Annotated in this window: 31 protein-coding genes; 2 read left to right on the top strand and 29 right to left on the bottom strand. The window is 44.7% G+C overall.

Annotation, left to right across the window (positions count from 1 at the left end; translation table 11 throughout):
* The 21 genes from EO98_RS04845 to rpl3p are packed head-to-tail and all read right to left on the bottom strand — an operon-like array spanning position 1 to position 10600.
* Positions 1 to 630, bottom strand: a complete 630-nt coding sequence (locus EO98_RS04845; protein WP_048138491.1) for a 30S ribosomal protein S5 — start codon at positions 628 to 630, stop codon at positions 1 to 3.
* Positions 631 to 639: 9 nt separating this feature from the next.
* The gene (locus EO98_RS04840) at positions 640 to 1164 is read right to left on the bottom strand and encodes a 50S ribosomal protein L18 (RefSeq protein WP_048138489.1); all 525 of its coding nucleotides are present in this window, start codon (positions 1162 to 1164) and stop codon (positions 640 to 642) included.
* Positions 1165 to 1180: 16 nt separating this feature from the next.
* Positions 1181 to 1636 (bottom strand): 50S ribosomal protein L19e, encoded by a 456-nt coding sequence (locus tag EO98_RS04835; protein WP_048133903.1) that lies wholly within the window; start codon positions 1634 to 1636, stop codon positions 1181 to 1183.
* 1 nt (position 1637) lies between these two features.
* On the bottom strand, positions 1638 to 2078 hold the full coding sequence (locus EO98_RS04830; protein WP_048138524.1) for a 50S ribosomal protein L32e: 441 nt from the start codon (positions 2076 to 2078) through the stop codon (positions 1638 to 1640).
* Between the two features lie 10 nt (positions 2079 to 2088).
* On the bottom strand, positions 2089 to 2619 hold the full coding sequence (locus tag EO98_RS04825) for a 50S ribosomal protein L6 (RefSeq protein ID WP_048133902.1): 531 nt from the start codon (positions 2617 to 2619) through the stop codon (positions 2089 to 2091).
* Between the two features lie 14 nt (positions 2620 to 2633).
* A complete protein-coding gene (locus EO98_RS04820; RefSeq protein ID WP_048133901.1) occupies positions 2634 to 3026 on the bottom strand; it encodes a 30S ribosomal protein S8 in 393 nt (130 codons plus the stop codon).
* 10 nt (positions 3027 to 3036) lie between these two features.
* The gene (locus EO98_RS04815; protein WP_048127632.1) at positions 3037 to 3189 is read right to left on the bottom strand and encodes a 30S ribosomal protein S14; all 153 of its coding nucleotides are present in this window, start codon (positions 3187 to 3189) and stop codon (positions 3037 to 3039) included.
* Positions 3190 to 3687: a 50S ribosomal protein L5 gene (locus EO98_RS04810; protein ID WP_048138488.1), complete on the bottom strand. Its 498-nt coding sequence runs from the start codon at positions 3685 to 3687 to the stop codon at positions 3190 to 3192.
* A gap of 4 nt (positions 3688 to 3691) precedes the next feature.
* Positions 3692 to 4399, bottom strand: coding sequence for a 30S ribosomal protein S4e (locus EO98_RS04805; RefSeq protein ID WP_048133898.1), 708 nt, complete (start codon positions 4397 to 4399; stop codon positions 3692 to 3694).
* 13 nt (positions 4400 to 4412) lie between these two features.
* Complete coding sequence (gene rplX, locus EO98_RS04800) at positions 4413 to 4763, bottom strand: 50S ribosomal protein L24 (RefSeq protein WP_048133930.1); 351 nt, start codon at positions 4761 to 4763, stop codon at positions 4413 to 4415.
* 10 nt (positions 4764 to 4773) lie between these two features.
* Positions 4774 to 5172 (bottom strand): 50S ribosomal protein L14, encoded by a 399-nt coding sequence (gene rpl14p / locus EO98_RS04795; protein WP_048133897.1) that lies wholly within the window; start codon positions 5170 to 5172, stop codon positions 4774 to 4776.
* Entirely contained in the window at positions 5169 to 5498 is a 330-nt protein-coding gene (locus EO98_RS04790) for a 30S ribosomal protein S17 (RefSeq protein WP_048138486.1), read from the bottom strand. The genes rpl14p and EO98_RS04790 overlap by 4 nt, the downstream gene beginning before the upstream one ends.
* 4 nt (positions 5499 to 5502) lie before the next feature.
* Positions 5503 to 5835: a ribonuclease P protein component 1 gene (gene rnp1, locus EO98_RS04785; RefSeq protein WP_048138483.1), complete on the bottom strand. Its 333-nt coding sequence runs from the start codon at positions 5833 to 5835 to the stop codon at positions 5503 to 5505.
* A complete protein-coding gene (rpmC, locus tag EO98_RS04780) occupies positions 5825 to 6028 on the bottom strand; it encodes a 50S ribosomal protein L29 (RefSeq protein WP_048138481.1) in 204 nt (67 codons plus the stop codon). Before rpmC ends, rnp1 begins: the two co-directional genes overlap by 11 nt.
* On the bottom strand, positions 6028 to 6954 hold the full coding sequence (locus EO98_RS04775; protein WP_048138479.1) for a 30S ribosomal protein S3: 927 nt from the start codon (positions 6952 to 6954) through the stop codon (positions 6028 to 6030). The genes rpmC and EO98_RS04775 overlap by 1 nt, the downstream gene beginning before the upstream one ends.
* Positions 6955 to 7410, bottom strand: coding sequence for a 50S ribosomal protein L22 (locus tag EO98_RS04770; RefSeq protein WP_048133886.1), 456 nt, complete (start codon positions 7408 to 7410; stop codon positions 6955 to 6957).
* Between the two features lie 10 nt (positions 7411 to 7420).
* The gene (locus EO98_RS04765; RefSeq protein WP_048133884.1) at positions 7421 to 7831 is read right to left on the bottom strand and encodes a 30S ribosomal protein S19; all 411 of its coding nucleotides are present in this window, start codon (positions 7829 to 7831) and stop codon (positions 7421 to 7423) included.
* Between the two features lie 15 nt (positions 7832 to 7846).
* Positions 7847 to 8563 carry a 50S ribosomal protein L2 gene (locus tag EO98_RS04760; protein ID WP_048133882.1) on the bottom strand — a complete coding sequence of 239 codons (717 nt, stop codon included), beginning with the start codon at positions 8561 to 8563 and terminating at the stop codon, positions 7847 to 7849.
* A 10-nt stretch (positions 8564 to 8573) separates the two neighbouring features.
* On the bottom strand, positions 8574 to 8822 hold the full coding sequence (locus EO98_RS04755; RefSeq protein ID WP_048133881.1) for a 50S ribosomal protein L23: 249 nt from the start codon (positions 8820 to 8822) through the stop codon (positions 8574 to 8576).
* The gene (gene rpl4p, locus EO98_RS04750) at positions 8819 to 9580 is read right to left on the bottom strand and encodes a 50S ribosomal protein L4 (protein ID WP_048133879.1); all 762 of its coding nucleotides are present in this window, start codon (positions 9578 to 9580) and stop codon (positions 8819 to 8821) included. Before rpl4p ends, EO98_RS04755 begins: the two co-directional genes overlap by 4 nt.
* Positions 9581 to 9586: 6 nt before the next feature.
* Positions 9587 to 10600 carry a 50S ribosomal protein L3 gene (gene rpl3p / locus EO98_RS04745; protein WP_048138477.1) on the bottom strand — a complete coding sequence of 338 codons (1014 nt, stop codon included), beginning with the start codon at positions 10598 to 10600 and terminating at the stop codon, positions 9587 to 9589.
* Positions 10601 to 10657: 57 nt separating this feature from the next.
* On the opposite strand from rpl3p, the gene EO98_RS04740 reads away from it, so the two are divergent.
* Positions 10658 to 10840: a hypothetical protein gene (locus EO98_RS04740; RefSeq protein WP_048133875.1), complete on the top strand. Its 183-nt coding sequence runs from the start codon at positions 10658 to 10660 to the stop codon at positions 10838 to 10840.
* 1012 nt (positions 10841 to 11852) lie between these two features.
* Here EO98_RS04740 and EO98_RS04730 read toward each other — a convergent pair.
* The 8 genes from EO98_RS04730 to EO98_RS04700 form a co-directional block, all read right to left on the bottom strand.
* Positions 11853 to 12116, bottom strand: a complete 264-nt coding sequence (locus tag EO98_RS04730; RefSeq protein WP_048138475.1) for a hypothetical protein — start codon at positions 12114 to 12116, stop codon at positions 11853 to 11855.
* Between the two features lie 30 nt (positions 12117 to 12146).
* Positions 12147 to 13859 carry a PASTA domain-containing protein gene (locus tag EO98_RS19090; RefSeq protein ID WP_082098473.1) on the bottom strand — a complete coding sequence of 571 codons (1713 nt, stop codon included), beginning with the start codon at positions 13857 to 13859 and terminating at the stop codon, positions 12147 to 12149.
* A gap of 37 nt (positions 13860 to 13896) precedes the next feature.
* Positions 13897 to 14301 (bottom strand): hypothetical protein, encoded by a 405-nt coding sequence (locus EO98_RS04720; RefSeq protein ID WP_048138520.1) that lies wholly within the window; start codon positions 14299 to 14301, stop codon positions 13897 to 13899.
* Between the two features lie 217 nt (positions 14302 to 14518).
* Positions 14519 to 15139, bottom strand: coding sequence for a hypothetical protein (locus EO98_RS04715; RefSeq protein ID WP_235283493.1), 621 nt, complete (start codon positions 15137 to 15139; stop codon positions 14519 to 14521).
* Positions 15140 to 15403: 264 nt separating this feature from the next.
* Positions 15404 to 15559 carry a hypothetical protein gene (locus EO98_RS18835; protein WP_200895224.1) on the bottom strand — a complete coding sequence of 52 codons (156 nt, stop codon included), beginning with the start codon at positions 15557 to 15559 and terminating at the stop codon, positions 15404 to 15406.
* A gap of 384 nt (positions 15560 to 15943) precedes the next feature.
* Positions 15944 to 16501 (bottom strand): PEF-CTERM sorting domain-containing protein, encoded by a 558-nt coding sequence (locus EO98_RS19085; protein WP_048138473.1) that lies wholly within the window; start codon positions 16499 to 16501, stop codon positions 15944 to 15946.
* Positions 16502 to 17247: 746 nt separating this feature from the next.
* Positions 17248 to 17796 (bottom strand): PEF-CTERM sorting domain-containing protein, encoded by a 549-nt coding sequence (locus EO98_RS19080; protein WP_052734455.1) that lies wholly within the window; start codon positions 17794 to 17796, stop codon positions 17248 to 17250.
* 933 nt (positions 17797 to 18729) lie between these two features.
* Positions 18730 to 21147, bottom strand: coding sequence for a DUF1616 domain-containing protein (locus tag EO98_RS04700; protein ID WP_048138472.1), 2418 nt, complete (start codon positions 21145 to 21147; stop codon positions 18730 to 18732).
* Positions 21148 to 21495: 348 nt separating this feature from the next.
* Between EO98_RS04700 and EO98_RS04695 the strand changes: the two genes are divergently transcribed.
* On the top strand, positions 21496 to 22677 hold the full coding sequence (locus EO98_RS04695; protein ID WP_235283492.1) for a M48 family metalloprotease: 1182 nt from the start codon (positions 21496 to 21498) through the stop codon (positions 22675 to 22677).
* Positions 22678 to 22979 lie beyond the last annotated feature (302 nt).

Below are 22979 nucleotides of genomic sequence, written 5' to 3'. Positions count from 1 at the left end.
TCAGACTTCCTCCTTACCGTAGTACACAGGCAGCCTTACAATGTTGACCTTGTTGAGGGCATCGTAGGTAGCCTTTGCGAAGTTGAGGGTTGTCCTGGTAGTTCCGAAGGTCTTGGTCCATACGTCTTTAATACCGGCTTTCTCGAGCACTTTGGTTGCAGTGTTTCCTGCGGCAATCCCGAGTCCTCTTGGAGCGGGGATGAGGGTCACACTTACACTGCCTGCCTTCCCTGTAACCTCGTAAGGTACGGTGTGCGGCAGCCCACAGGCACATTCCCAGGAACCGCAGCCTCTGCGGATATAGGTAATGTTAAGCTTTGCAGCGTCGATTGCCTTGCGGATTGCAGGTCCGACCTGCACGTCCTTTGCCTGTCCAAGCCCTACATAGCCGTTTCTGTTTCCTACGATTACGGTTGCTCTGAACTTTACACGGCGTCCGGAGTCAGTCATCCTCTGGACCATGTTGATGTCGAGCACCTCGTCTTCCAGGTCAGGAAGCAGCATATCAATTATCTGGGGTTCCCTGATAGGCAGGCCTGACTTGATCGCCTCGTCCATGGAAGCAACCTGTCCTTCAACGACTAATTTTCCAAGCCTGGTTTTCGGAACCCATTCTTGATCGAATGCCATTTAATCACCTTAACTAAACTCAGCAAAGATTTTCTCTTTGGTTGCTTCAAACTGCTCTGGCAGGTCTGAGCTCTCTTCTCTGTATTCGGCTATGTGCTCTCCGCGGATCCTCTCGTCCGATGGGAACACTTCCGGGCTGCAGGGGATTTCGAAACCAGCGTCTACCATCCCTTTGAGGGCGGCATAGACTCTGGAACCTGCAGAGGAAGCCTGGAGTCCTATGTCCAGAATTCCACTTTCATAGCCCTTCTGCAAACTCTTCAGCCCAAATAAGAGCCCTGTAAGGTATGCAGCCGTTGTGTTTCCGGTAGCTCCTGTGTAACCGTACTTTGCAAGTTCACTCGAAACGGCTGAGGAATAAGTTATGTCCCCTTCGAGAGTTGGAGCTATTAACTGGATCTGAACGTTTCTTGCACTCTTTCTTACAACCACACGGTCCTGCTTTGAGATTAATAATTTAAGGCGGAGGTGGTAGTTGGTGCGTCCTTCTCTTCTTCTTCTAAAAGGAACCTTATATCTTGGTCCTGTTGCCATCTTCAGCTCCTCCTGATTATTCTTTCTTTAATAGTTTTTCGGACTCAAGGTGGGAGTTAAGGTGGGAAACGCTTCTGTATTCTCCGCCTTTTGCCTTTCTGTAGAGTCTACAATACACTGACTTATCAAGTGCTCCGTCTGTACGCAGCTCCTTGAGTCTGTTTCTAAGAGCCCGGATCTTTTTTATCCACAGCTCTTTACTTGGGGTACGGGCTCCTTTCTTACCCTTTCTGGACCCATGTCCCTTGCAGTGCCCATACTTACGTTTGACATCACGAGCTCTGGCTCTGCCTCTGCTGACTCCTTTTACAGGCTTTGCCTTAATGGTGCCTTTCTCAATGAGTCCGCGGATATCTTCTCTTGTGATTGCGGAGGCGATTTCTTCGGATGCTTCGGGGTTAAGCCATACCCTGTCAAGCCCGCATTCAAGAACTTTGGAAGCCAGCTTCCTCTGGTTGAACAGGTCTGACATTTTATTCACTCCTTCCAGGGTTCAGTACTTTAATCCCCAATTCTTCAGCTTTTGCGAGAATAATGGCTTTCTTTTGTGCGCCTATTGTCCTTGCTATCCTGATAGCCTCGAAAGACGGATCAACAAGCTCAAGCTCCGCAATGCTGGAAATAAGAACATCAGAATAACCCGAGGGGTGCAGACCTTTGACTGCAGCAGGGCTTCCGTATCCTACCTGGGCATGAGCACCTTTTGAGACATACTTTCTGCGCTGTTTGCCCTGTAAACCTCTCGGACGCCTCCAGTTGCTGTCAAGCCTTTTGAACTTGTGGCTGCAGGTTCTCTTGAACTGGGGCTTCTTCCCCTTCTGAACCTTTCTCACATTGAATAAGCGTTTGGATTCAGGATCCATATCAAGGGCGGAAACTGAAGTACTTTCAACTTCATTGAATTCTTCTGCCATCATAACCACCTCAGGGCTTCTGCACTATGTAGATTCCATCCTGGAAGATCCTTGGATCGAATCTCTTAATCTTGGTTTTCTGTTCTATGTTTGCGGCAGTCTGCCCGACATCTTCCTTGTTGATTCCGGTAACTATGACCTCGCTCCCGCTTACCTTAACCTTTGTCTCGCCAAGTATCTTAGCAACTCTTGGTTTCTTTTCTCCAAGGAAGTTCCCGATTACGAAGGTTTTACCTTCAACTTTTACCTGCATCGGGAAGTGAGCGTACACAATGGTCATCTTACACTCAAAGCCTTCATTCACGCCTGTGATCAGGTTTTTGATGTGAGAGGTAAAAGTACCTACCATGGCTTTCTGCTCTTTCCTGGAGGATTCTGCATCCACCAGTACTTCTTCTTCCCTGACTTCTATCCTGATTCCGGGGTACCAGAACTTTCTTTCGACAGTTCCCTTCGGACCCCTGGCAGTGAAGACATCCCGAGAGAGAGAGACGGAAACTCCTTCAGGAATCTCTATTTTTCTTGCAATTTCCTTAACCATTTCCTGTTCCCTCCTCAGTACACATAAGCAAGAAGCTGCCCACCGATCTTCTTATCACGGGCCTCATACTGAGACATAACCCCGCTTGAAGTGGTTACTATAAGGGCACCAAAGTTCTTTGCTGGAAGGAACTGCTTTTCCCAGCGTTCAAAGCTGGCAGTCCCGACGGAGTAACGCGGCTTTATTGCACCGCACTTGTTGATTCTTCCCACAAGGGCAACGCTATAGATTCCGGCTTTTCCATCGTCGATAAACTCGAAATCTCCAATGTAGCCGAGATCCTGCATAACCTTCAGGACGTTACCAATATTTTTTGAAGCAGGCCTGATAATACAGGAGCTCTTCCCAATGACTTCTGCATTCTTGATGGTGGAAAGGGCGTTTGCAAGAGGATCAAGTAATACCATTTAAATCACCTTACGAATACTTCTCAAAGCCCATCTCGTGGGCAATCTCTCTGAAACAGTGCCTGCAGAGGTAAATGTCGTATTTGCGGACGAGCCCCTGTTTTCTTCCACACCGTTTGCATTCGTTTACTCCTCTTCCGGACTTGTTTATTGTATCTGTCATTTACATGACCTCCACGCCATAACTTTCGTTAAGGAAGGTGATCGCATCGTCCACCGTGACCCTGTGGCCAGTCGGGATCTTCCGGAGTGCAATTCTCCTCTTGCAGATCCTTTCTCCCGGGCGCTTGAGTACAACAGTTACATCCATTCCGAAAACCCCTATGTTAGGGTCGTATCTCATACCCGGAAAGTCAGTATGTTCTTCAATTCCGAAAGAGACGTTTCCGAGGGAATCAAACTGGGACCTGCTCAGGGTCTTCTCGATGATTCCGAGAGAGGTCTCAAGGAACTTCTGGGCTGTCTGGCCCCTAAGGGTTACCTTGCAGCCGATGGGTTCGCCTTTTTTGATTGCGAAAGCAGGAAGAGTCCTTTTGGCAAAGCACCTTATGACTCCCTGCCCTGTGATGGTCCGGAGGATTTCTTCGGCATTTACCAGGTGCTGGCCACTTTCTCCAACACCCATGTGGACAATTACCTTTTCGACAACCGGTGTGCGCATAGGATTACTCACTCAGCTCACCGCCAAGCCTGATTTCAGGTTTGTCCTTGCCAATAACGATTACGTAGTCTTCGATTGTTTCAAAATCGGTTTCTCCGGAAATCATTACTGTGTTGTGCCTGGAACTCTTAACTTCCCGGATCTCCATAATCTTTCCGGTTTCTCCTGAGTGCTGGCCACCTACAACCATTGCAAGGTTTCCTACCTCAAATTTCAGGTGTTTTACTACCTGTTTGTCAGGAATGGAAAGAATCAGGGAGTCCTTTGTCCCGTATTCATTGGAGCCAATGATGTTGGTTCCGTCATTGAGGTTAAGCTGGACTTTTCCTCCCTTGACGGTTGCCTTGTTGTTGATCCTGCAAAGCTTGTTTACATTAGTTTCGTTGAGCTTGTGGAGGGTCAGACGTCCCTTTTCATCCTGGAGCATCCTGTATGCTTCATTTACGAGAGGGAGTGTAATTACATCAAAGAGACCTACCGGGAACCTGAGGTCTTTCCGGGGAATTCCATCTACAAGGACTTTTCCTTCGGAGAGAACCCTTTTACCTTCTCTGCTGTTGTCAACAAGTTTGAGGATGTCACGGATGATGATCCCGAGCGGAAGACTGCGTGCCTGGCTGTGAGGCCCTGGGCGGGTAGTGGAGATCCACTTATTGCCTTTCTTCCCGACCTTCCAGCTCTTTGGAACTGATAATCTTTTCTGGTGTGTCACAAAATCACCTGCCTCACTTCTTAATGCTTGACGCTCTGCGCCCGTCCTTCATTTCCAGTTTTGTGATCATGACGTTTGAGGGATTTACGGGCCTTGGAACTTCGGTACCGTCCACTTTTGTGGAAATAACTCCGTCCACTGTGATTGTGCCGTCCATAAGGGATACGGACTGGACTTTTCCTTCAGTGCCCTTGAAGTCTCCGCGCATGACCTTTACTGTGTCACCAGTGATGACTGCAGCACTTCTTGTGCCGTACTGTTTGGTAAGTTCCTCACTGAGTCTTGCACCCATGTATTTCTGCCTTATATGGAGAGGTGCGGTGTATCTTGCCTTTCTCTGTTTTCTTGGCTGTTTGGATACCATTGCAATCACCTCAGACAATAATGGATGCTGTAGTTCCGATCTTGGGGAACCTCTCAGCTACTTCCCTTGCCACTGGACCTTTTATGTCTGTGCCTTTGGGAATTCCGTCTTCGTCCGTGATTACCATGGCGTTGTCCTCAAAGGACACATGTAGCCCGTCAGGACGGCGGAATTCCTGCTTCTGGCGAACCACCACTGCGAGGAGAACCTGTTTCCTCATCTCGGGTGTGCCTTTCTTTACAGAGACGACGCACATGTCTCCAATTCCTGCGCAGGGCATTCTGTTTTTGACTCCTCTGTACTTCTTGACAGAGATAATCTCAACGACCTTGGCTCCGGTGTTGTCCACACACGGAATCTTGGCGCCTGCGTTCAGAGCCCTTGGGATGCTTGAGCGTATGCCTTTCATTTAGGCACCTCTGCTTTGACTACCACATAGGACTTGGTCTTGCTGATACGCCTGCATTCTGCGATCGTGACGATATCGCCAACTTTTGCGGAAATGCAAGGCGGGTTGTGTGCGTGAACCTTCGAGCGTCTCTTCTCGTATCTCTGGTATTTCGGCACCATTTTCATGTATTGCCTTTCAATGACTACCGTATTGTCCATCTTGCTGCTGACCACGGTACCCACAAGGATCTGACCTCTTACAGGAAGTGTTCCGTGGAAGGGACAGTATAAGTCATCACATTCTTCTGATGGCGCCGGTATATTCAATCCAATGTCTCTTGCCATGAGTTTAGCCCCATTTACGTAACTTTTTGATGTTCTTGATCCGATTTTCGGGCTGTGAGAGCAGCAGGTTTCCCTGAATTTTTACGAATGTATCGGATCTGCGGCCTTTTTCTGAGAGCTCGGCAGGGATCCGGAAGATAAATTCCGAATCCGCCTTGGGAATCTTCAGTTCCCGGGACTGAGAGTTTTCTACAACAAGCATGTTTTTTGTCTCGTTGATGACTCTGCCCCGGATTCCTGTCAATGATGGATTAGTGGAGTAAATCACCTTAATATCGAGCCCTATCAATTCGTGATAGATAAGGGTCGAAGGCAGGATTTCCACTTTAGATATCATTTAGCTCGTGCTGAATTGTCTTTATACGGGCAATCGTTCTCCTGATCTCTCCGATTCTTCCCGGATTGTCAGGAGCCCCGCCCGCAGAGGTAAGAGCTCTTTCCCGGATCAGTTCGTTGCTCAGGGTTTCGAGTTCGTCAGCCCGTTCTTCTATTGTCATGGTCCGGATTTCGTTGGTCCTGAGGATTGCCATTATTCCTTAGCCTCCTTGTGGACCCTTGCCATGGGATGCCAGTAGTCATAGCTTTCATGCTTGTGCTGCCAGACCCCATTGACCTGTCTTCGGACTTCTTCTGAGCCTTCAACATAGATAAGTTCAGCTTCTTCAAAGTCTTCGGAGACCTCAGGCTGGGTTTCTTCCTCAGCTTCTTCAGGTTCTGCGACTTCGACTACCTCTATTGCTTTCTCGGGTGCTGCTGCAGGAGCTTTAGGTTTTGCCGCACTTTCCTTTTTAGGGGCTTCAGCGGGTTTCTCAACCGGTTTCTCTACAGGCTTTTCAGCGGAGGGCTCGGCGATTATCTCGCTTGCTTCCCTAACCCTGAAGGAGTCAGGCAGGACAATGTCAGGTTGAATGATCCTGACTTTGCAGCCAAGGGTTCCGAGCTTTTTAACTGCTACTGCAAACCCTTCGTCTACTACCTCTTGTACAGGGTGTCCGGAATGCTTTACGTGCCCGTTAACGAATTTCTCGACTCTTGACCTTGCTCCGGTAAGCTTTCCGGAGATTACGACTTCACAGCCAAGGGCACCTGCGCTCATGACTGCTCTGAGGGTGTTGTGTCCAGCTTTCCTGAAGTACCAGCCTCTCTCAATGGAAGATGCAAGCCTGGATGCCATCATCTGGGCATTAAGTTCAGGTCTCTTGACTTCCTGAGCGTCAATCTGCGGGTTTTCGAGGTTGTATTTGGTTGCAACGTCACGGGTAAGTTTTCTGATGACCTTCCCGGCTTTCCCGATTACCATTCCCGGCTTTTCGGAGTAAATAACAATCTGGGTGCCCATGGGGGTCCTGTTTAGCTCCATGCCGCCGTATCCAGCCCTGTTCAGCTGTTCTGCAAAATACTCGTCCATGGAGGCTTTAACATACCCGTCATTTACGAACTTTCTCTCTATTGCCATTTAGCGCACCTCGGAGAGGATCATCTCGATGTTTACAGTTTCCGTGTCTTTGGGCGTTGCTCTTCCTCTTGCCCTCGGCATGAACCCATGAATTACTCTTCCGCGCTGAATAGCAGCATGGACGATGTACATGTTTGCAGGTTCAAGGCCCTTGTACTCGGCGTTGCTCTCCGCATTTTTGAGAACCTTTAAGATCTCTTTTGAAGCGCTGATAGGGTATCTCCCTCCAGCCATGGGACCTTTCCTGTGGCCGGCCCCTTCGGAGTGTCTCTTGAAGGGTACTGCTTGCTTCAGGGCAATTACGTCCTCAAGGAACTTCCTTGCTTCAGCGGCTTTCATGCCCTTAATCTTGCTACAAACCTCACGGGACTTCTTCGGGGAAATATGAAGTTCAGAACCCATTGATTTAGAGGTAGTTTCAGGGTCTCCATTGATTGAATAGTTTATTCTTGCCATTCCCTTCACCTCATTTCAGCGGTACGAACTTGCTTGAACGGGTTGCTCCCACACCGGCACTGCCGTGGTTAACTTTTGGTCTTGTGGGTGCGAATTCTCCGAAGCGGTGCCCGATCATTTCAGGCTGAAGTTCCACACCTACAAACTGTTTCCCGTTGTGGATTTCGATAGCTGTTCCAATCATTTCTGGAAGGATGATCATGTCCCTGTGATGGGTTCTGACGTTCTTTCCTTCCTTGAAATCGTGCAGGACTTTTTTCTGCCCGTCTGTGAACCCGCGTTTGATGCTCCTGCGTTCTCTGGAAGGCAGAAGTTCTGCAAACTCTTCAAGACTCAGTTCCTGAAGTTCTGAGACGGTTTTCCCGCGATAGGTGAATTCACCCTTTCTCTTCGGTAACCTTGATGATGATTTTTTTACCATAACGAATACCCCTCATCAGCGCTTCATTCCGGTCCTTCTTGCTGCAATCAGTCCTACCTTTCTTCCTGGTGGGGCGTTTCTGCTAACAGTTGTGGGCTTTCCAGGGTGCTTCCAGGCACCTCCACCGAACGGGTGGTCACGTGGGTTCATAGCAACACCTGAAACCCTTGGGTACTTTGCAGCCCTGGTTTTCATCTTGTGGTACTTTTTCCCGGCTTTGAGCCAGGGCCTGTCCACTCTGCCACCGCCGGCAACAATTCCGACTACTGCCCTGCATTTGGGGTTAAGCCACTTTATGTTACCGGAGGGCATAGCCACCGCAGTCCTGGTTGGTTCGTGAGTCACAACGGTTGCATATACTCCGGAGGAACGGACAAATTTGCCGCCGTCGTTTGGCTTTGATTCGATGTTGCAGATGAAGAAACCTTCAGGCACATTTCCGATAGGTACAATGTTCCCTGGCTTAACCTCGGCATCGTCTCCGCACTCGATGATGTTCCCTACTGCAATGCCTTCGGAAGCAAGAAGGAAAAGTTCCTCTCCGTTTTCAAAGGCAACTTTTGCAATAGGGGCTGAACGGGCAGGGTCGTGCTCGATGTTTATGATTTCTCCCATAATGGAGGTGTTTTCATCCACACGCGGGTGCCTCAGGTCTGCCTTATACTTGTGAGAAGGAGCTCTGTAGGTCGGAGTACCTCTACCCCTATTCTGTGATATGATTCTTTTACCCATGGATCACACCTCACATAAGTCCTATCCGGGTTGCAATCTCATGTGCCGATTCAGGCTCTTCAAATGCAAGGATGGCTTTCTTTGTACCCTTCATTGTGGTCATGGTCCGCACGGATTTTACTTTGAATCCGTACAGCTTCTCAACATCTTCCACGATCTGCTTTTTGTTTGATCTGGTATCAACGATAAACTGAAGCTTGTTTTCATCAAGCAGCATCATCGCTTTTTCAGTAACAAAAGGATAATTGATGGAACTCATTGGAATGCGCCCTCCAGTTTTCCAATTGCAGATTCTGTCCAGACAGTAAGGCGACCTGCGTGTGTACCCGGTGCGAGTACTTCAGTATTCAGTGAGTCTACCGTTACGACGTCTACTCCGGAAAGGTTTCTTGCAGCTTTCTGGATAGGAGAGTTTTCTCCTGCGACAATCAGGACGCTCTTTTTATGCTTGTATTTCCTGCCTCTGAGTTTTCCACGGCCGGCTCTGATATGCCTTCCGTATTTTGCCCTGAGGACATCCTCATACAGACCAGCAGCTTCAAGGAATTCTATTACCTGCTTTGTCCTTTCGAGGTTTTCAAGAGCATTTTCCGCAACAATCGGGAGTTCAGCTTCAAAGATGTGACCCCTCAGGCTTACAAGGGTAGGATCAATGGTTGCTGCGATTGCAGAGCGGATTGCATAGCGGCGCTCTTTTGTGTTAACCTTCTCGCTCCTGTCAGTTTCCGGTTTTGGTGGGTGAGCTCTTCTTCCGCCCTTTGCGTGCGGGACTCTTGCAGCCCTGCTGCTGTTTACGAGCCTGGGAATCTGGGATACACCCCTTCCGGAGCCCCAGCCTCTTGCAGATGTCTCCATGCCTGCGTAGAGGCGGGGACCATAGGGCTGAAGCCTGTTTGCCTGTGCTGCGAGTACTGCCTTTTTAATCAGGTCAGGGCGGTAGTCTGCATCAAACACTGATGGAAGTTCGATTTCCCCGATTACCTTTCCTGTAAGGTCTATGGTTTTTGCTGTAGCCATCTTAGATTACCCCTGCTTGGATTCCCTGCTTATGTACAGGATGTTGGGTTCGCCAAGGTCGGCTTTCTTTGCCCTGATCGGGTCTCTGAGCCTTATAAGCCTCTTGGAAGGTCCTGGAACACTGCCTTTAATCAGCACATAGTCTCCGCGGATAAGGCCATAGTTAATGAACCCGCCTTCAGGAGTGACTTCTGTTCCGTCGGCTCCGATCTTGAGGATGCGCTTGTTAAACTCAGTCCTCTGGTGGTATCCAGTCTGACCCATCTGGGGAACTCTCCAGGAAACGCGAGCCGGGTGGAAGGGACCAAGGGTACCGACCTGCCTGAGGCTTCCCTGACGGGAGTGCTTTCCCTTCTGCAGCTGAATGCCCCAGCGCTTTACAGGGCCCTGAGTACCTTTACCTATGGTAATTGCTGCGGTGTCAACAAGTGTTCCGTTCTTGAAAACGTCGGTAAAGCTTACAAGGGTACCGAGGATTGACTTTGCGTATTCGAATTTGGTGTTGAGGTCTCTTGCATTGATCCCGGTTTCCATGATGTCAGGAACCTTTTTGGGGACACCGGTAAGGCTCTTTGGAAGGGTGTAGGTGACTGATTTGATGTCGCTTACTCTGCCTTCTTCGATCAGTTTCCCGATAGTCTCAAGGGCTTCAGCCTGGTTCTCTGCTGCCGGAATGGGGATTCTGCGTTTGAGTTCTGGATCAAGGTCTGTTGCCCATACTTCGGCAATTGCCTTTTCCCCGGTGCTGTCTTCTGTGTAAGCCCGGATAGCTGCGACCCTGATTGCAGGAGTTTCGAGTACAGTCACCGGTACGGAGATTTCCATACCCTGGGTAAGGCTGTTCTTTATATCATCAACCATGATCACGTGGGTCATACCCACCTTATAACCTGCAAAACTCTGCAGCTTTGGTTCGCCCGTGGCTTCCGGCCAGGCTCTGAACCTTGGAATGTGGCTCTTAGCCCTCTTGCGCGGACTGAATGCAAGGGAACCTCGTTTTGGTCGGTGTATGCTTGCCATATTTCTACTCCGTAAACTTCAATTGAAATACCAGCCCCTCCGGTCGAAACAACACAAGTGACAAAAGAGAAGTGCACTGGATTCCCCGAACGCTACCAGGTGGGGGAGGGATGTCGTTCAGACCTGCCGGCGGAAAGCCTCGAGCAGACCGGAGCTCTGTGCTCCTGGTACCCTACATTCCTTCAGGCATCTGCAGATATTCGGTTCCCTTTTGTTCCTGCCTCAGCAGGAAATATCTGATTTAAGAACCGACCTTACGATCCTGGCAGACCCAAATCCAGGCACTCGGCCCTGATTTGAAACATATAGCAATCTGATTTTGAAACTTCAGTATTCAGTAACCTGATCTGTAACTCAGTAATCTGATTTACTCAGTAACCTGATTTGAAACTTCAGTATTCAGCAACTGCAACCGCGACTCATCGAAAACCTGAACAGTTCCGTGCGATTTTAGACGTCTTCGCGACGCCAAAAGCGGGCGTTTCAAAGCATTGGCCCTTTGACACTAATGTTGATCCGACTTTTCTCACTGGTTTATATTTTATGCAGGAAATTCAACCGTAAAAACGGTAGAAGGCCCTTACTTCCGGAGATTTCCGGGAGTTAGCATAAAGCATCACATTGATCTGATTAAACAGTTCCAAGCACCATAATGCCTGAAACCTCACATCTCTGATGTACTTTGCCTTTAAATAGCACATCTCATATATAAAGCCTTTGCAGGGGACGAGGAATTATAAAAAAGAAGAATCAATGACAGGGGAGAAAAAATATAATAATTTCTAATGTTTAGGCCTGTCAAAGATTGTATCCCGAGTTTTCCTTCTCGAATTGCGCCTTGCCCGAGTTTCGCATCGGGATCTCAGGAAATCGGAGATTTTCTGGGAGTTGCACTGCAAGTGCTACAGTACGCTGCCCTTTTCGCTGCGCTCAAGAGGGCTAATCTATGGGTTTTAGCAGTGAGCTTCACTCGCTCAAGAGGACTAAGCTACAAAATTACAGTCTGTCCTTGTTTTCCATGGTTCACCTTTTTGAGATTGGGCAGATTCTATATCTCCTATATAATACATTGGTGGCAACACACTCGGGGAAACTACCTCTATTCAACAACATGTCCTGTTTACAGGTTTTCGGGAAGAGCTTTAAGGAGGTAGAAACATTTTGAAAATCCAGGACAAATTTGAAGATCCGGTTACATCTTGAAAATTCCTGGTCATGAATTCCAGATCGCGCTATATAGCCTGAAAAAATCTCAGGATTCTGCCTGTTTTTCGTCTGAAACCTTTTTTATGATTTTAGGAATCTTCCGACCCCTGAAGCTGATCCCACCCGCCAGCGCCACGCCCGGTGTTTTCTTTACTAATTCGGCATAGTTGCTGTCAAGGCTGGCTATAATTGTTTTTCCTGTTACCATTTCAATTCGCCCTCCGGTTCCCAGAACCACTTTAAGAATTCCCTGAACCTGAAAGGCAGTAGCATTTTCTGCAACCTTTATAAGATGTGGTTCAATTGGCATCGATAAACCTGCCGATCAAAGTTTGAGCCTTTAGAGAATGCTCCTGTGCATTTGAGTTCCAGGCGCCTGTTTTGAGACTACAAGATTCATCGGGACCGATGGGTTAACCGTAGAACCTGCACCCGGATTCTGACGTATAACTGTGCCGGCAGCAGCTCTCGAAATGGCTTCCGAAATATTTCCAACATTTATCATCTGAGCCCTGAGTACAGAGACCGCCTTTTCAAGAGACATCCCGATAACGCCAGGAACTAATTTAGGTTCTGGTTTCGGAGGTTCTACAGTTTCTTTTTTCAGAGGGACAGGAGGTTTTAGAGTGATTTCTCCTGAAGTGGTTCCCCTGAAAATAGCTTCCTCATTCAGAGGCTTTACTGAATTTTCAACCTGGGATGGAGATTTAACTGAGGATTCTGTCTGGGATTGTACCTGAGCTTCTGCAGAGATTTTTACCTGAGCTTCGGCAGGTGCACTGGCAGAAGTTGTACCGGATACTTTGTATGTGGTTTCGGATTGCAGTTTTGAGGGAGTTTCAAACGGAGCTTTATTTACTGTTTCTTTTACAACAGTTTCGGGGAAAGTCCTCAAGGGTTTTTCAAGCACTACTTCCTTTTCTCCTGCTGAAACGACAAGGTCAACTTTTGAGTTTGCTTCTATTTCAAGCCCGGGGTTTGGGCTCTGAGTAAGTACAACTCCTGGTTTCCCGTCTGAGAACCGCTCCTTTACCCTGCCCAACTGGAGCCCGGACTTTTCGATGACCTGTTTTGCACTCTCAAGCTCAAGCCCGAGCAGGCCTGGGACTTTGAAGATCTTAGTAGAAATCGTCAGGACAATTGCAGAGTTAACTTCGACTTCAGAACCCGGATTGAGGCTCTGGGCAAGGACTTTGCCCTGGTTTTTGTCCGAAGGCTTTTCTTTAACCCCTTCAAGCCGGAGCCGCGATTTTTCAATAAGGGCTTTTGCGGTTTCAAGCCCGAGCCCCACAAGTTCCGGGACTTTTACAGAATAAATCCTGGAAACTGTAAGGTCTACAGTTGCCCCCGGTTCTGCAAGGGAGCCTGCCGAGGGGAGCTGGGCTATGACCGTACCCTGAGGTCTGCTGCTTTCTTTTTCAAGGACGTCTCCTGCCTTAAAGCCTGATTCAAACAGTTTGCTTTCGGCTTCTTCTTTTGAGAGCCCCACAAGTTCCGGGACCTCCTTATAAGAGTCAATACCCGGCTTTTCGGGAACCGCCTTTAGGGAGAATTCTATTGTGCTGAGGTTTTCGGGGCTGATGATGTCATCGGCTTTTGGCATCTGGAACCTCAGTTCTGCCCCTTCGAGAGCGATATTGGTTTTTAAGGTCACATTCATATTGCTGACAAGGTACTTTGGACCGGACTGAACTTTCTTAAGTCCTTTGTCCATTTCTGCAAGTGAGGATGCAAAAGAGCTAACAAGATTTGAAGAAGAGAGTACAGGCCTGCTTTTCTGCAAAATGGAAATCCGGGACTCAAGCTCTGCTTTCTCATTTGAGAGCTTTTTCACCTGCGCTGCAAGGCTGTTTTTTTCCTGGTCAAGGACGAGTTTTTCCCTGAGCAGCCTGTCTGAATTTTCTTTATAGACAAGGGCTTCCTTTTGAAGTGATTCAAATTCTGTTTCCGTCTCCTTCAGTTTAGTTATTATGCTGGAATAACTGCCCGCATCTATTTTTCCTGCTTTCCTGAAGACGTCCAGGCTGCTCCTGAGTTCGCTTATATTCTTCATTCCCTTCCTCCTGAAAGATCATTTCCTGAAAAGGGCATTATTCCTCCCTTAACTTTGAATATGCAGGAATGGACACTATTTTTGCTTTGATGCAGCTTGAGCCCTGCACGTCGTAACTGTAAAGTGAGTTGTACGAGGCATTAAGGGGAGAGGCGTTGAGGACAGGCCTGTAGCCCCTGACCCGGTTTTTAGAGTCCCGTTCCTCTTCAAGTTTCACAGTAAGCGACATCTTGAGCTCAAGGTCGACCTCAGGGATATGATACCATGCAGCCTGAATGTCATACTCGCTGAGGGCTTTTTCTTCATCAATCTTTATCTGGGTCTTTATGGAATTCAGGTCAAGAGTCCGCTGAGTCTCAGCAACGGAACGCCCGATTTCTCCCAGAAGCCTGGAAAGAGGGGTAATAAGCACTTCTCCGATTTCTTCCCCGTTATTAACCACAATAATAACTCCTTGAAATAAGTCCTTGAAATAAGTCCTTGAAATAAGTCCTTGAAATAACTCCTTGAAATAAATCCCGGAAAGGGTATAGAAAAACACGGCAATACAGCCAGCCTGCAAAAAGGGTATTTTAAAGCCATACCTGCCGTGACTACAGTCAGGTCCCCCGTAATTTTAAGAGAACCTTCCTGTAGTAAAAAATCTTTTATTGAAGGCTTCAGTTAGGGCTGGCTGGTGCCGCAGCTTTGACTGTCACCTTTGGAATCATCTTCTCCGGAGCAGGGACAGGCCTGAGGGTTGTCCTGAGCAGGCTTGTGCCTTCTTCCTTAAAGGAAAATCTTGAGCTATATTTTGCGTTAAACGTGGAGGTATAGGCAACCGATGTTGTATTTTCAAAGCTCCCCTTGCTCTTTCCAAAGAGGATTTTTGCAAGCCCTCCGGACTCCATGCTGCCGGTGACTTTTGACTGGTTGTTTAACTTGAATTCTCTGCCGTAAGTGAGTTCTGTTGAAGATTCCCTCATCATGGTGATTGTCATCTTCACTTCGATAATCGATTCCGTAAATTCGTAGAAACGAGGTTCAAGCCCGTAGGTCAGAAGAGACATGGGCTTGTCATTAGTAACCACATTGCTTGCAGTCACATTGCCGTCAGCATCCGTGGTCTCTTCAATATACATTACAACGCTTCCTGCATCAAGCTGGGTTGCTGCAAGAGTCTGGGCAACCTGCACAGAATTCATGTCCAGAGCGATCTGCCCCTCTGCAATCGCAAGGGCCATTTCTCGAATCATGTCCCCAAAGGGAACGTTCAATAGTTCCTGACCGACACTTACCATATTATTTATCCCCTTAAACTAAACAACAACTAAGTAAAAAAATTTACACACTAATAGTATAAATCACTTTGTAACTAAAATGATTATCTTTTTTGAAAATTATTGGGAAGTGGCTGTCCTGACACACACTGAACTTTATTCAAGAACCGAATCTATAGAACTTCAAAGAGAAAACTTTATTAATAAAAAAAGAGTATGTTAATTAAAAATTTAAAAAAGATAAATGGAAATAAATTCTACTGTTTGCCATGAAACAATATAATCTTATACAGTTATTAAAGGGGAAACTCTCTCCCTTTTCATTTTCCCCTGAGATGCTGCAAGGCACTCAAGCGTACAGTAGATTGCCTTTTCTTCGACCTTTTTCAGGACTACAAACTTACTCCCACAAATCGGACAGGTTTTTCTTACGTACTCCATTAAATATCACCCACTTGTTTAGCTTCCAGTTTCAATAATATTTTTTTTGACAGGCAGTAACTACGTATTTTATTCCCAAATATGGAATTAAATTCGCAGGGGAATATTATTACTCAAGCGCATATCTTAAGTAACAATATTATGCCACCATATCAATATATTTCCAGAATTTTACTCCAACCCACTATTTAATCGTAACATACGATTGTACATAGCTAGATATTAGATGAGTAAATAACGTTAGGAAACGTAGTTTCTGAATATTGATCATCAAGAAGTGAGAGAGTTCTGGGGAAACTTGCAGGTTTTTCAAAAAAGACAAAAAATTCATTTAACATGTAAAAAAATTAAAAAAGGTTAAAGAAAAGAAGGGTTGGGAGGAAATCACAGCTCTTCTTTCTTACGTCCGAATATGAAAACTAGTCCCAGTATGGCTGCTATAGGGAGAGCAACGGTTGGGAATTCTGGTATATTTAAGCCGTATCCTTCTTGAGCCACGTCGATCGTATAAGTAGCAGAATTATCGTTTGAACCTGCATCCCTTATATCAATATGGCCTTTTGAATTTGCTATGAACTTAACTTGATAGGTATAGTCACCTGTTGGGTATTTTGCTGTGTAGGTATCAGTAACACTTGTACCATAAGCTGTCCAACTTCCGCTTGGAGCCAGTAGTTTTGCTTCAACCGTGCCAGAACCAAAACTAGTTGAACTGACTGTAATTTGTCTTGGCATGTCCTGGTTAGATGTAAATCCGTAATCTATCAAGAACGTTTTTACATCTAAAGTGTACTCATTTCCTGGTGTTACAGTTATCGAAGTACCAGGCCCTATTAAATTTCCGTTTAACCTAACTTCCATTCCAGCCGGATTTGCCATTGCCGATCCGGCCATACAAGCGATCAATAAACCGCTCACTATTAATAACAATATTTTCTTCATAATCTACCCCTACTTTCCAGATTTTTTACACCACTATTTTTCGGAAAGTGATTTTTAGACTTATTATAAATGTTTAATCTTGGGGAATCCATTAAAAAAGTTAATATTTTCCCGGAATAGTCGAATCTCACATTTTATGTCTTATTTCCCATGTTGTATACATCCGGGTTTATCGTACACAGGGACTCAGGGACGTAGATTGGGGGGAACGGGGAATATTCAGGGAAATATACCAACCAGCTAATGGATTAACAGCCAGTTTTGAAATTAAGCATTTTATAATGTCACCCTATATATCGATCACGAAATATATAAGGATGTTCAAGATTAATATATAAAACAAGATTTATTCATATTTATCTAAAATATATCTATAAATATGAAATATATATTACACACAGATTACGAGAGTCTGAAAGCTTCAGGCTTAAACCTTTTACAAAACAACAGTTACACGATTTATATACGAACCCTTCAATTCGGGATTTTTTCGCTAATTTCCCACGTTTTCATAACTGGAAGTATTCATTTTATTCCGAAAAGTGGATTTCCAGTATTACTGTAATTTTCCCACATTTATTGGGGCTAAAAATAAATAGCCTGGTAATATTTCAAAAGCTAGTGAATATATAAAATAAAATTATAACTCAGTTTGATCAGATGTTTATTAAAAACTGAGTTTATAGATTTCAATACTTATAAAGTTCGCAGGAATGAAAAAATTTATAAAAAAGGGGATTGATAAATCAAAGCCCTTCTTTCTTACGTCCAAATATGAAAACGAGTCCAATTACAGCTGCTATAGGGAGGGCGACGGTGGGAAATTCTGGAACGTTTACACCAATAGATGCTGAAGATACTTCTATCGATGTCTCAACTTTATCTGTTCCTCTGTAAACTGTTATATGTACTTCTCCGCCCTTAAAAGTCTCGTCATCCGGGTTAGCCAGTTTGACATACACTTTTCCTGAATGAGTTTGAGCGTTTGATGCTGAATGAAATGTTGTACTTAGCATTGACGTAGAAGTTGCCAGATTATTAGTAGCATCACCCACTTTAAGATCTGAATCTTCATCTCCTATATATGCTACAAGTCCATCAGTTGTTTTCAGTTCTAATGTGTAATCGGCATCATTTGTTGCGGTTACAGTTAAATCAGAATGTATAAAAGAAGTGCTTCCAGGACTTATAGTTAAATCCAAGGGATTAACTACTGTAATAGAACCTGCCACCGCCGATCCTGCCATACAAACTATCAATAAACCACTCACTAATAGCAATAACATTTTTTTCATAATCTACCCCTACTTTCCAGATTTATCTACTCCACTATTTTTCGGAAAGTTGTTTTAACTGGACATATAAAATGCTTAATCCTGAGACTCCATAAAAAGTTACTATTTATCTCATAACACTAAGACGGTCGTGTTCAATTTCTCATTCCTTACATTATGTACTCTGGATTGCCCTTACATGGGCGAGCACGGGGGGCAAACATAGAGGGGCAAGGGGTAATCCGAAAAAGAATACGAACCAGTAATAGGTCCCAGCTAATTTTTAAATTAATCATTTTATACTGTCAACTATTATATTGACCTGAAATATATAAGGATGCGCAGACTAAATATATAAAATAAGACCACGATGCTCGATTAATAAATATAAACAATTATATATAAAAACATATGGCGAATTTTGAATGCCACAGGTCAGACCTGTACCATTTACAAAAAAATGCTTATATACTATTTATATACTGGCTTCTCAATTCTGGAGTTTTTTTCAATTCTTCACTTTATTAGGAACTTGAATCATTCACTTTTTGTCAAAAACGTATGTATTTAGTATCACTTTAGTCTCTTTAAATTTGTCAAAGTTGAAATAAATGTCAGATTAATATTTTAAAAGTGAGGGGATACCTATAATGAAATAATAATTGAGTTTAGCCGGATATTTTTAAAAACTAATATTATAAATTTCAATACTTAAAAAGTTCACAGAATAAATATCAGGTGGGAAAATAAAAGGTAAAAGTAGTTCAAAAAGATTTTAAATTAAAAATTCATCGAAAATTTCCTTATGTAATAAATTCCGCTGTTCTATTTCGCTGTTCTATTTCGCTGTTCTATTTCGCTGTTCTATTTCGCTGTTCTATTTCGCTGTTCTATTTCTATGTTCTATTCCTATCTCAGAATAGTTCCAGTTGGCCGGACCGGTAATTGTCCAGCTCAACCGGAATGGTCAACTACAAATGTGGTGTTGCCTTCTACTTTTTCAGATTCCAGGTCATAGCCCGTTACTGAGACTTTGTGATCTCCTTCGTTTATTTCCGATTTTATTCTCGCTTCATAGAAGTAGGCACCATCTGAATATGACAGGTAGGTGACACTGACTTTCTCATTGGCTGAGACTGATACTGAAGGCTTCGATTTTAACGTGGTTGAGGGTGTGACTTTTATTTCCAGATCTCCAGTATCGATAATTTTCGGTTTTATCTCGATTTCAAAGTCCGGAATTGAGCTATCAACCAGAATCTCATCGAAAGTAGACACTGTATTTCCAAAGATATCCGTACAGACAGCTTCCACATAGAAGTGGTCCCCGTTCCTTACAATGTAATTGCCTATCCAGTTAATCCCGTCCGAGGACGTCAATTCATTGGATTCAGTCTCAAAACCGTCCCGGGTAACCAGACATACCACTGACTGGAGAGTTACGGGATATGTTACAGTAAATGTTGTAGCAGTTTTGCAGGGGTTGGGAGATATATCCAGTGTGACCTTAGGAACGCCGGTATATATTTCAGTCTGGGTATCCGGGACCGGATGTTCAGGTTCTTCGTTGCCTGCATTATCAACAGCTTTTGAACGGAAATAGTAAGTCTGGTTATGCTCTCCGGTAAAGGTGGAAGAGTTATCCGTAGTCTTTGGGATCCAGGTTTCCCAGTTAACTCCGTCTGTGCTGGAATCTATGGAGTAGTAAGCAATTCCCGAACCCTCATCCGTTCCATTCCAGGAAACGGTAAAGGTTTTGTTGTCTGTGTACGCAGGGAGTTCCAGCACACTTGAGGTTGGGGGCACTGTTTCGACAGTATTGGATTCCGAAACATATGAAGACAGGTCTGCAAGAGGCTTCAGTGAAATACTATCCCACAAAACTTCAACCGGCACGATTTCCCCCGGCAACTGATTCAAACCAAGTGTGAGGTTATTCTTGCCTGCCTGCAGAGCTATGGGGACTTCAAGGTGCTGCCACCCTTCATCTTCACTGATTCCATCTGACCAGATCGTTTCTCCGTTAAAGGTTACATATTTTAGCTGGGCATCTGCTCCCTGAGAGTTTGAATTGAAACTGTCGTTTACATATGCTGAGAGTACAGCCATAGTGTCTTCTTTGCATTCTATATTTTGATAAATCTCTCCGAATTCTACTGAAAAGTCGGACGTATTTCCTTCATAGGAATTTCCTATCCTGTAAGCAGAAGAAGAATCCACCCCGGAACCATTTATATATGAGCCTTTTATATTTTCAGTGTTTGAAGTAAAGTTCCAGCCTGTTGAGAATTCCATCTCTCCGTTTTTAATCTTCGGAAGCGCAGAAGCATCAGTGTACTTCTCGTCGTTCAGGTGGGAGAACGTGTTATTATTTTCTATGTAGAGATGGACAGACCTGTAAGAGAAATAATTTACTTCATTTTTATAAAGTGCAAATTCAAGTTTAGACCTGCCGCTTTTCAATTTATGGCGGGTGTATGTCAGATTCTTCTGCCAGCTTTCCTCATCTTTTATAGGAACATTCAGTTCTTCGATAACCTCTCCATCGATTTTCATCTGGAGGATATAGTTTACACTTTGAAGCTCATGGTTTTCAATTCCGACTGTGACCGTGATCGGGACGTTGATCAGGCTCTCATTCGGATAGCCTTCGGCTTTTCCATCGGGACCCAGGAGATACAGCATTGTAAAAGTCTCCTTTTCCCGGGTCATCTTGGCGTATGCAAGCATTGCACTTGAGATAATTATTGAACCTATAAGGGCAATTACGAGAGCTTTTTCAATTTCCGGAGGCAAAGGCTTTTTTCTGGCTTCGGTTTTAGTTTCTGTGCCGGGCTGGTACTTTAAACCCTTTGCTTTAACTTTGCTCCTTGACCTGTGAAACCGCCTGTTTTCAGTCGCAGCAGAGATTTCTTCAGATTCATCAGGAGTTTCATCAAGCTCATCCGACTGAATTGACCTTATGAATTCTTTAAGAGAAAAGGAAAACTGCTCGCTCTCGTCCCGTAATTTTCTTGTAAAAATTGCAAGAATGCTGAAGAAAGTCGTGATCCCAAGAATGGATACAACTATCGGGGCCGGGCGATAACCCCAGGGAAGCAGGCTTATTAAAAAGCCGTCAAAAACTGTGAGTATAAGACTGAAGCCAACACTTAAGGTGAAACGTTCTATTCCGCTGATCTCTTTATTTCCGGGGAAAAGTGCAGATATAAAAGCATAGCCAGGAACGAAAAAAAAGAGCGATAGAGCTATAGGAATCCTGAGAAAAGTTTCATTGAAGGGAGGAACAAGTACAAAGACAGCCCCCAGGCATGAAAGAAGAGTAACTGCAAGCAGATCATCTACAAAAACACATTTTTTTAAGTGTGGCATTCCACTAGGAAGTAATTCGACAAGAGATATAATATTTTCCTTATATTGATAACACCTTTTCAGGGACTTTAGGATTAATGGGTAAGAATACGATGCATTTACTTTAAGTCCGTACTTTTATATGGTATTATTAAATAATAATCGTCAAAAACAAAAATGTATGAGTATTTATACAGAAAGCTGGATAATGCCTTTTCACTATTTTACTTTTTTGAGACGTACTGCCTATGAATATATTTTTAATTAAACAGATACCACAGGATTTATAGTCATTATTCTCATACCAATACTTTTGTGGTAGGAATACTATCAACAGTAATAAAACAAAAAAACCTGGGGGACATGTAAATGGCTGGATTTGAAATGCCTGAATTTTTTGATTTTTCTTCAGTTTTATCAGGCAAGCTTACAATAGAAGTTATTTTGTTTGTTGCAATAATTGCAATTTTAGGTTTTCTCCTGTATGCTTATATATATTTTTCAAGCAGCAAATGGATTCTCAAATGGTACGGAGCACAGAAGGTCCAGAGGAGCGAGAAACCCCTGCTGTACTCAATCCTTGAGGATCTTTCTACCAGGGCAGGAGTTCAACCCCCCGAGATATACCTCTTTGAGTCCGGAATCCCTTCAATGTTTACCGTAGGGCACGCAGGCAAATCCTCGATTAATATTTCAACGTCCATGCTTGAGATGTTTGGGGAGCTGGAACTTGAAGCCTTAATGGCGCATGAGATCGGACACGTAAAAAATAGGGACGTGGGCAAGAATACGTTTACAGCATTTCTCGCAGGCACAATAATGTCTTTTCCGAATTTTGCGATGTGGTGCTCCATGCTCTCAGGTTTCGGACAGCCAGAAGACCCTGCACCCAGATTTTTCAGATATATGGCAACTTCTGTTGCCGTACCGCCTGCGGCACTGCTCATACACCTTAGAAACCCGGTGAAAAGAGAATTTGAAGCCGATGAAGCAGCAGTCAAACTTACAGGAAACCCCCAGGTCCTGGCAAAAACCCTCGAGTTTCTTGAAAACTATATCCCCCTTCAGCCAGTATCCAGCAGGATTAATCCGGGGCATTTTCACCTGTTCAGCACCCACACACAGCAGGTGAGAGGATACCTATCTATTTTCATATCTATGTTTGATACACATCCCGAAACCGGAGACCGGGTCGCACGCATCCTCAGCCATTCAACTTACTCTAAAAACGATACCCTGAATAATAATCTTTCAAGGGTCCCTGGCTTTTTTGATGTGAAAAACTGGAGGCTTGCAATAGGAATCAGCTTTGTATCATACATGGCGTTTTTGTTTGTTATTATAGTAGGGGTTACTTTTGTACTCAAAGACTTCAATTTCCTTGTTAACGGAGGAATTGCTGCAGTATATACAGGCGCAGTTTTACTGCTTATGGGAACTACTGCGAAGCTTTCCAGAAGAAAAACGTCTTTGAAAAGATCTGCCCTAACCCGTAAAAGAATTTTTTTGAACTCAGTGCAGGTTTTCAAGCATTTAATAAAAAGAGGGTGAACCTCTGTTCGCTTCACCTGCAACCACCTCCCCTAATACAGAGGATTATCGAACGTGAAAGAGGGAAAGCAAGGTGAGACTTTAGAAGAAGAATAGGTTGAGAGGCTCGTTTGAGAGCCTCTTCACGAATAATGAGGATCTATAACGCATTTGTATAATGCATTTGTATAATGCATTTGTATAACGCACTGGAAATAGATCAATTTCATAAACCCTCAGCATGAAACCCCTGAGTCTTTAGCTCAGGGGAGGAATGCGTAAACTTCCCCGTCCTGCTCTGTTGAATTAATGTACTTGTCCTG

The sequence above is a fragment of the Methanosarcina sp. 2.H.T.1A.6 genome, from assembly GCF_000979455.1.
Classification (GTDB): domain Archaea; phylum Halobacteriota; class Methanosarcinia; order Methanosarcinales; family Methanosarcinaceae; genus Methanosarcina.
This window is presented reverse-complemented; position numbering and strand designations above follow the sequence as displayed.

What these genes read in the sequence shown, in the direction of transcription:
- EO98_RS04845 (WP_048138491.1), bottom strand. Translation starts at nt 630, where the DNA reads ATGGCATTCGATCAAGAATGGGTTCCGAAAACCAGGCTTGGAAAATTA.
- EO98_RS04840 (WP_048138489.1), bottom strand. Translation starts at nt 1,164, where the DNA reads ATGGCAACAGGACCAAGATATAAGGTTCCTTTTAGAAGAAGAAGAGAA.
- EO98_RS04835 (WP_048133903.1), bottom strand. Translation starts at nt 1,636, where the DNA reads ATGTCAGACCTGTTCAACCAGAGGAAGCTGGCTTCCAAAGTTCTTGAA.
- EO98_RS04830 (WP_048138524.1), bottom strand. Translation starts at nt 2,078, where the DNA reads ATGGCAGAAGAATTCAATGAAGTTGAAAGTACTTCAGTTTCCGCCCTT.
- EO98_RS04825 (WP_048133902.1), bottom strand. Translation starts at nt 2,619, where the DNA reads ATGGTTAAGGAAATTGCAAGAAAAATAGAGATTCCTGAAGGAGTTTCC.
- EO98_RS04820 (WP_048133901.1), bottom strand. Translation starts at nt 3,026, where the DNA reads ATGGTATTACTTGATCCTCTTGCAAACGCCCTTTCCACCATCAAGAAT.
- EO98_RS04815 (WP_048127632.1), bottom strand. Translation starts at nt 3,189, where the DNA reads ATGACAGATACAATAAACAAGTCCGGAAGAGGAGTAAACGAATGCAAA.
- EO98_RS04810 (WP_048138488.1), bottom strand. Translation starts at nt 3,687, where the DNA reads ATGCGCACACCGGTTGTCGAAAAGGTAATTGTCCACATGGGTGTTGGA.
- rplX (WP_048133930.1), bottom strand. Translation starts at nt 4,763, where the DNA reads ATGGTATCCAAACAGCCAAGAAAACAGAGAAAGGCAAGATACACCGCA.
- rpl14p (WP_048133897.1), bottom strand. Translation starts at nt 5,172, where the DNA reads ATGAAAGGCATACGCTCAAGCATCCCAAGGGCTCTGAACGCAGGCGCC.
- EO98_RS04790 (WP_048138486.1), bottom strand. Translation starts at nt 5,498, where the DNA reads ATGGCAAGAGACATTGGATTGAATATACCGGCGCCATCAGAAGAATGT.
- rnp1 (WP_048138483.1), bottom strand. Translation starts at nt 5,835, where the DNA reads ATGATATCTAAAGTGGAAATCCTGCCTTCGACCCTTATCTATCACGAA.
- rpmC (WP_048138481.1), bottom strand. Translation starts at nt 6,028, where the DNA reads ATGGCAATCCTCAGGACCAACGAAATCCGGACCATGACAATAGAAGAA.
- EO98_RS04775 (WP_048138479.1), bottom strand. Translation starts at nt 6,954, where the DNA reads ATGGCAATAGAGAGAAAGTTCGTAAATGACGGGTATGTTAAAGCCTCC.
- EO98_RS04770 (WP_048133886.1), bottom strand. Translation starts at nt 7,410, where the DNA reads ATGGCAAGAATAAACTATTCAATCAATGGAGACCCTGAAACTACCTCT.
- EO98_RS04765 (WP_048133884.1), bottom strand. Translation starts at nt 7,831, where the DNA reads ATGGTAAAAAAATCATCATCAAGGTTACCGAAGAGAAAGGGTGAATTC.
- EO98_RS04760 (WP_048133882.1), bottom strand. Translation starts at nt 8,563, where the DNA reads ATGGGTAAAAGAATCATATCACAGAATAGGGGTAGAGGTACTCCGACC.
- EO98_RS04755 (WP_048133881.1), bottom strand. Translation starts at nt 8,822, where the DNA reads ATGAGTTCCATCAATTATCCTTTTGTTACTGAAAAAGCGATGATGCTG.
- rpl4p (WP_048133879.1), bottom strand. Translation starts at nt 9,580, where the DNA reads ATGGCTACAGCAAAAACCATAGACCTTACAGGAAAGGTAATCGGGGAA.
- rpl3p (WP_048138477.1), bottom strand. Translation starts at nt 10,600, where the DNA reads ATGGCAAGCATACACCGACCAAAACGAGGTTCCCTTGCATTCAGTCCG.
- EO98_RS04730 (WP_048138475.1), bottom strand. Translation starts at nt 12,116, where the DNA reads ATGCCAATTGAACCACATCTTATAAAGGTTGCAGAAAATGCTACTGCC.
- EO98_RS19090 (WP_082098473.1), bottom strand. Translation starts at nt 13,859, where the DNA reads ATGAAGAATATAAGCGAACTCAGGAGCAGCCTGGACGTCTTCAGGAAA.
- EO98_RS04715 (WP_235283493.1), bottom strand. Translation starts at nt 15,139, where the DNA reads ATGGTAAGTGTCGGTCAGGAACTATTGAACGTTCCCTTTGGGGACATG.
- EO98_RS18835 (WP_200895224.1), bottom strand. Translation starts at nt 15,559, where the DNA reads ATGGAGTACGTAAGAAAAACCTGTCCGATTTGTGGGAGTAAGTTTGTA.
- EO98_RS19085 (WP_048138473.1), bottom strand. Translation starts at nt 16,501, where the DNA reads ATGAAGAAAATATTGTTATTAATAGTGAGCGGTTTATTGATCGCTTGT.
- EO98_RS19080 (WP_052734455.1), bottom strand. Translation starts at nt 17,796, where the DNA reads ATGAAAAAAATGTTATTGCTATTAGTGAGTGGTTTATTGATAGTTTGT.
- EO98_RS04700 (WP_048138472.1), bottom strand. Translation starts at nt 21,147, where the DNA reads ATGCCACACTTAAAAAAATGTGTTTTTGTAGATGATCTGCTTGCAGTT.
- EO98_RS04695 (WP_235283492.1), top strand. Translation starts at nt 21,496, where the DNA reads ATGGCTGGATTTGAAATGCCTGAATTTTTTGATTTTTCTTCAGTTTTA.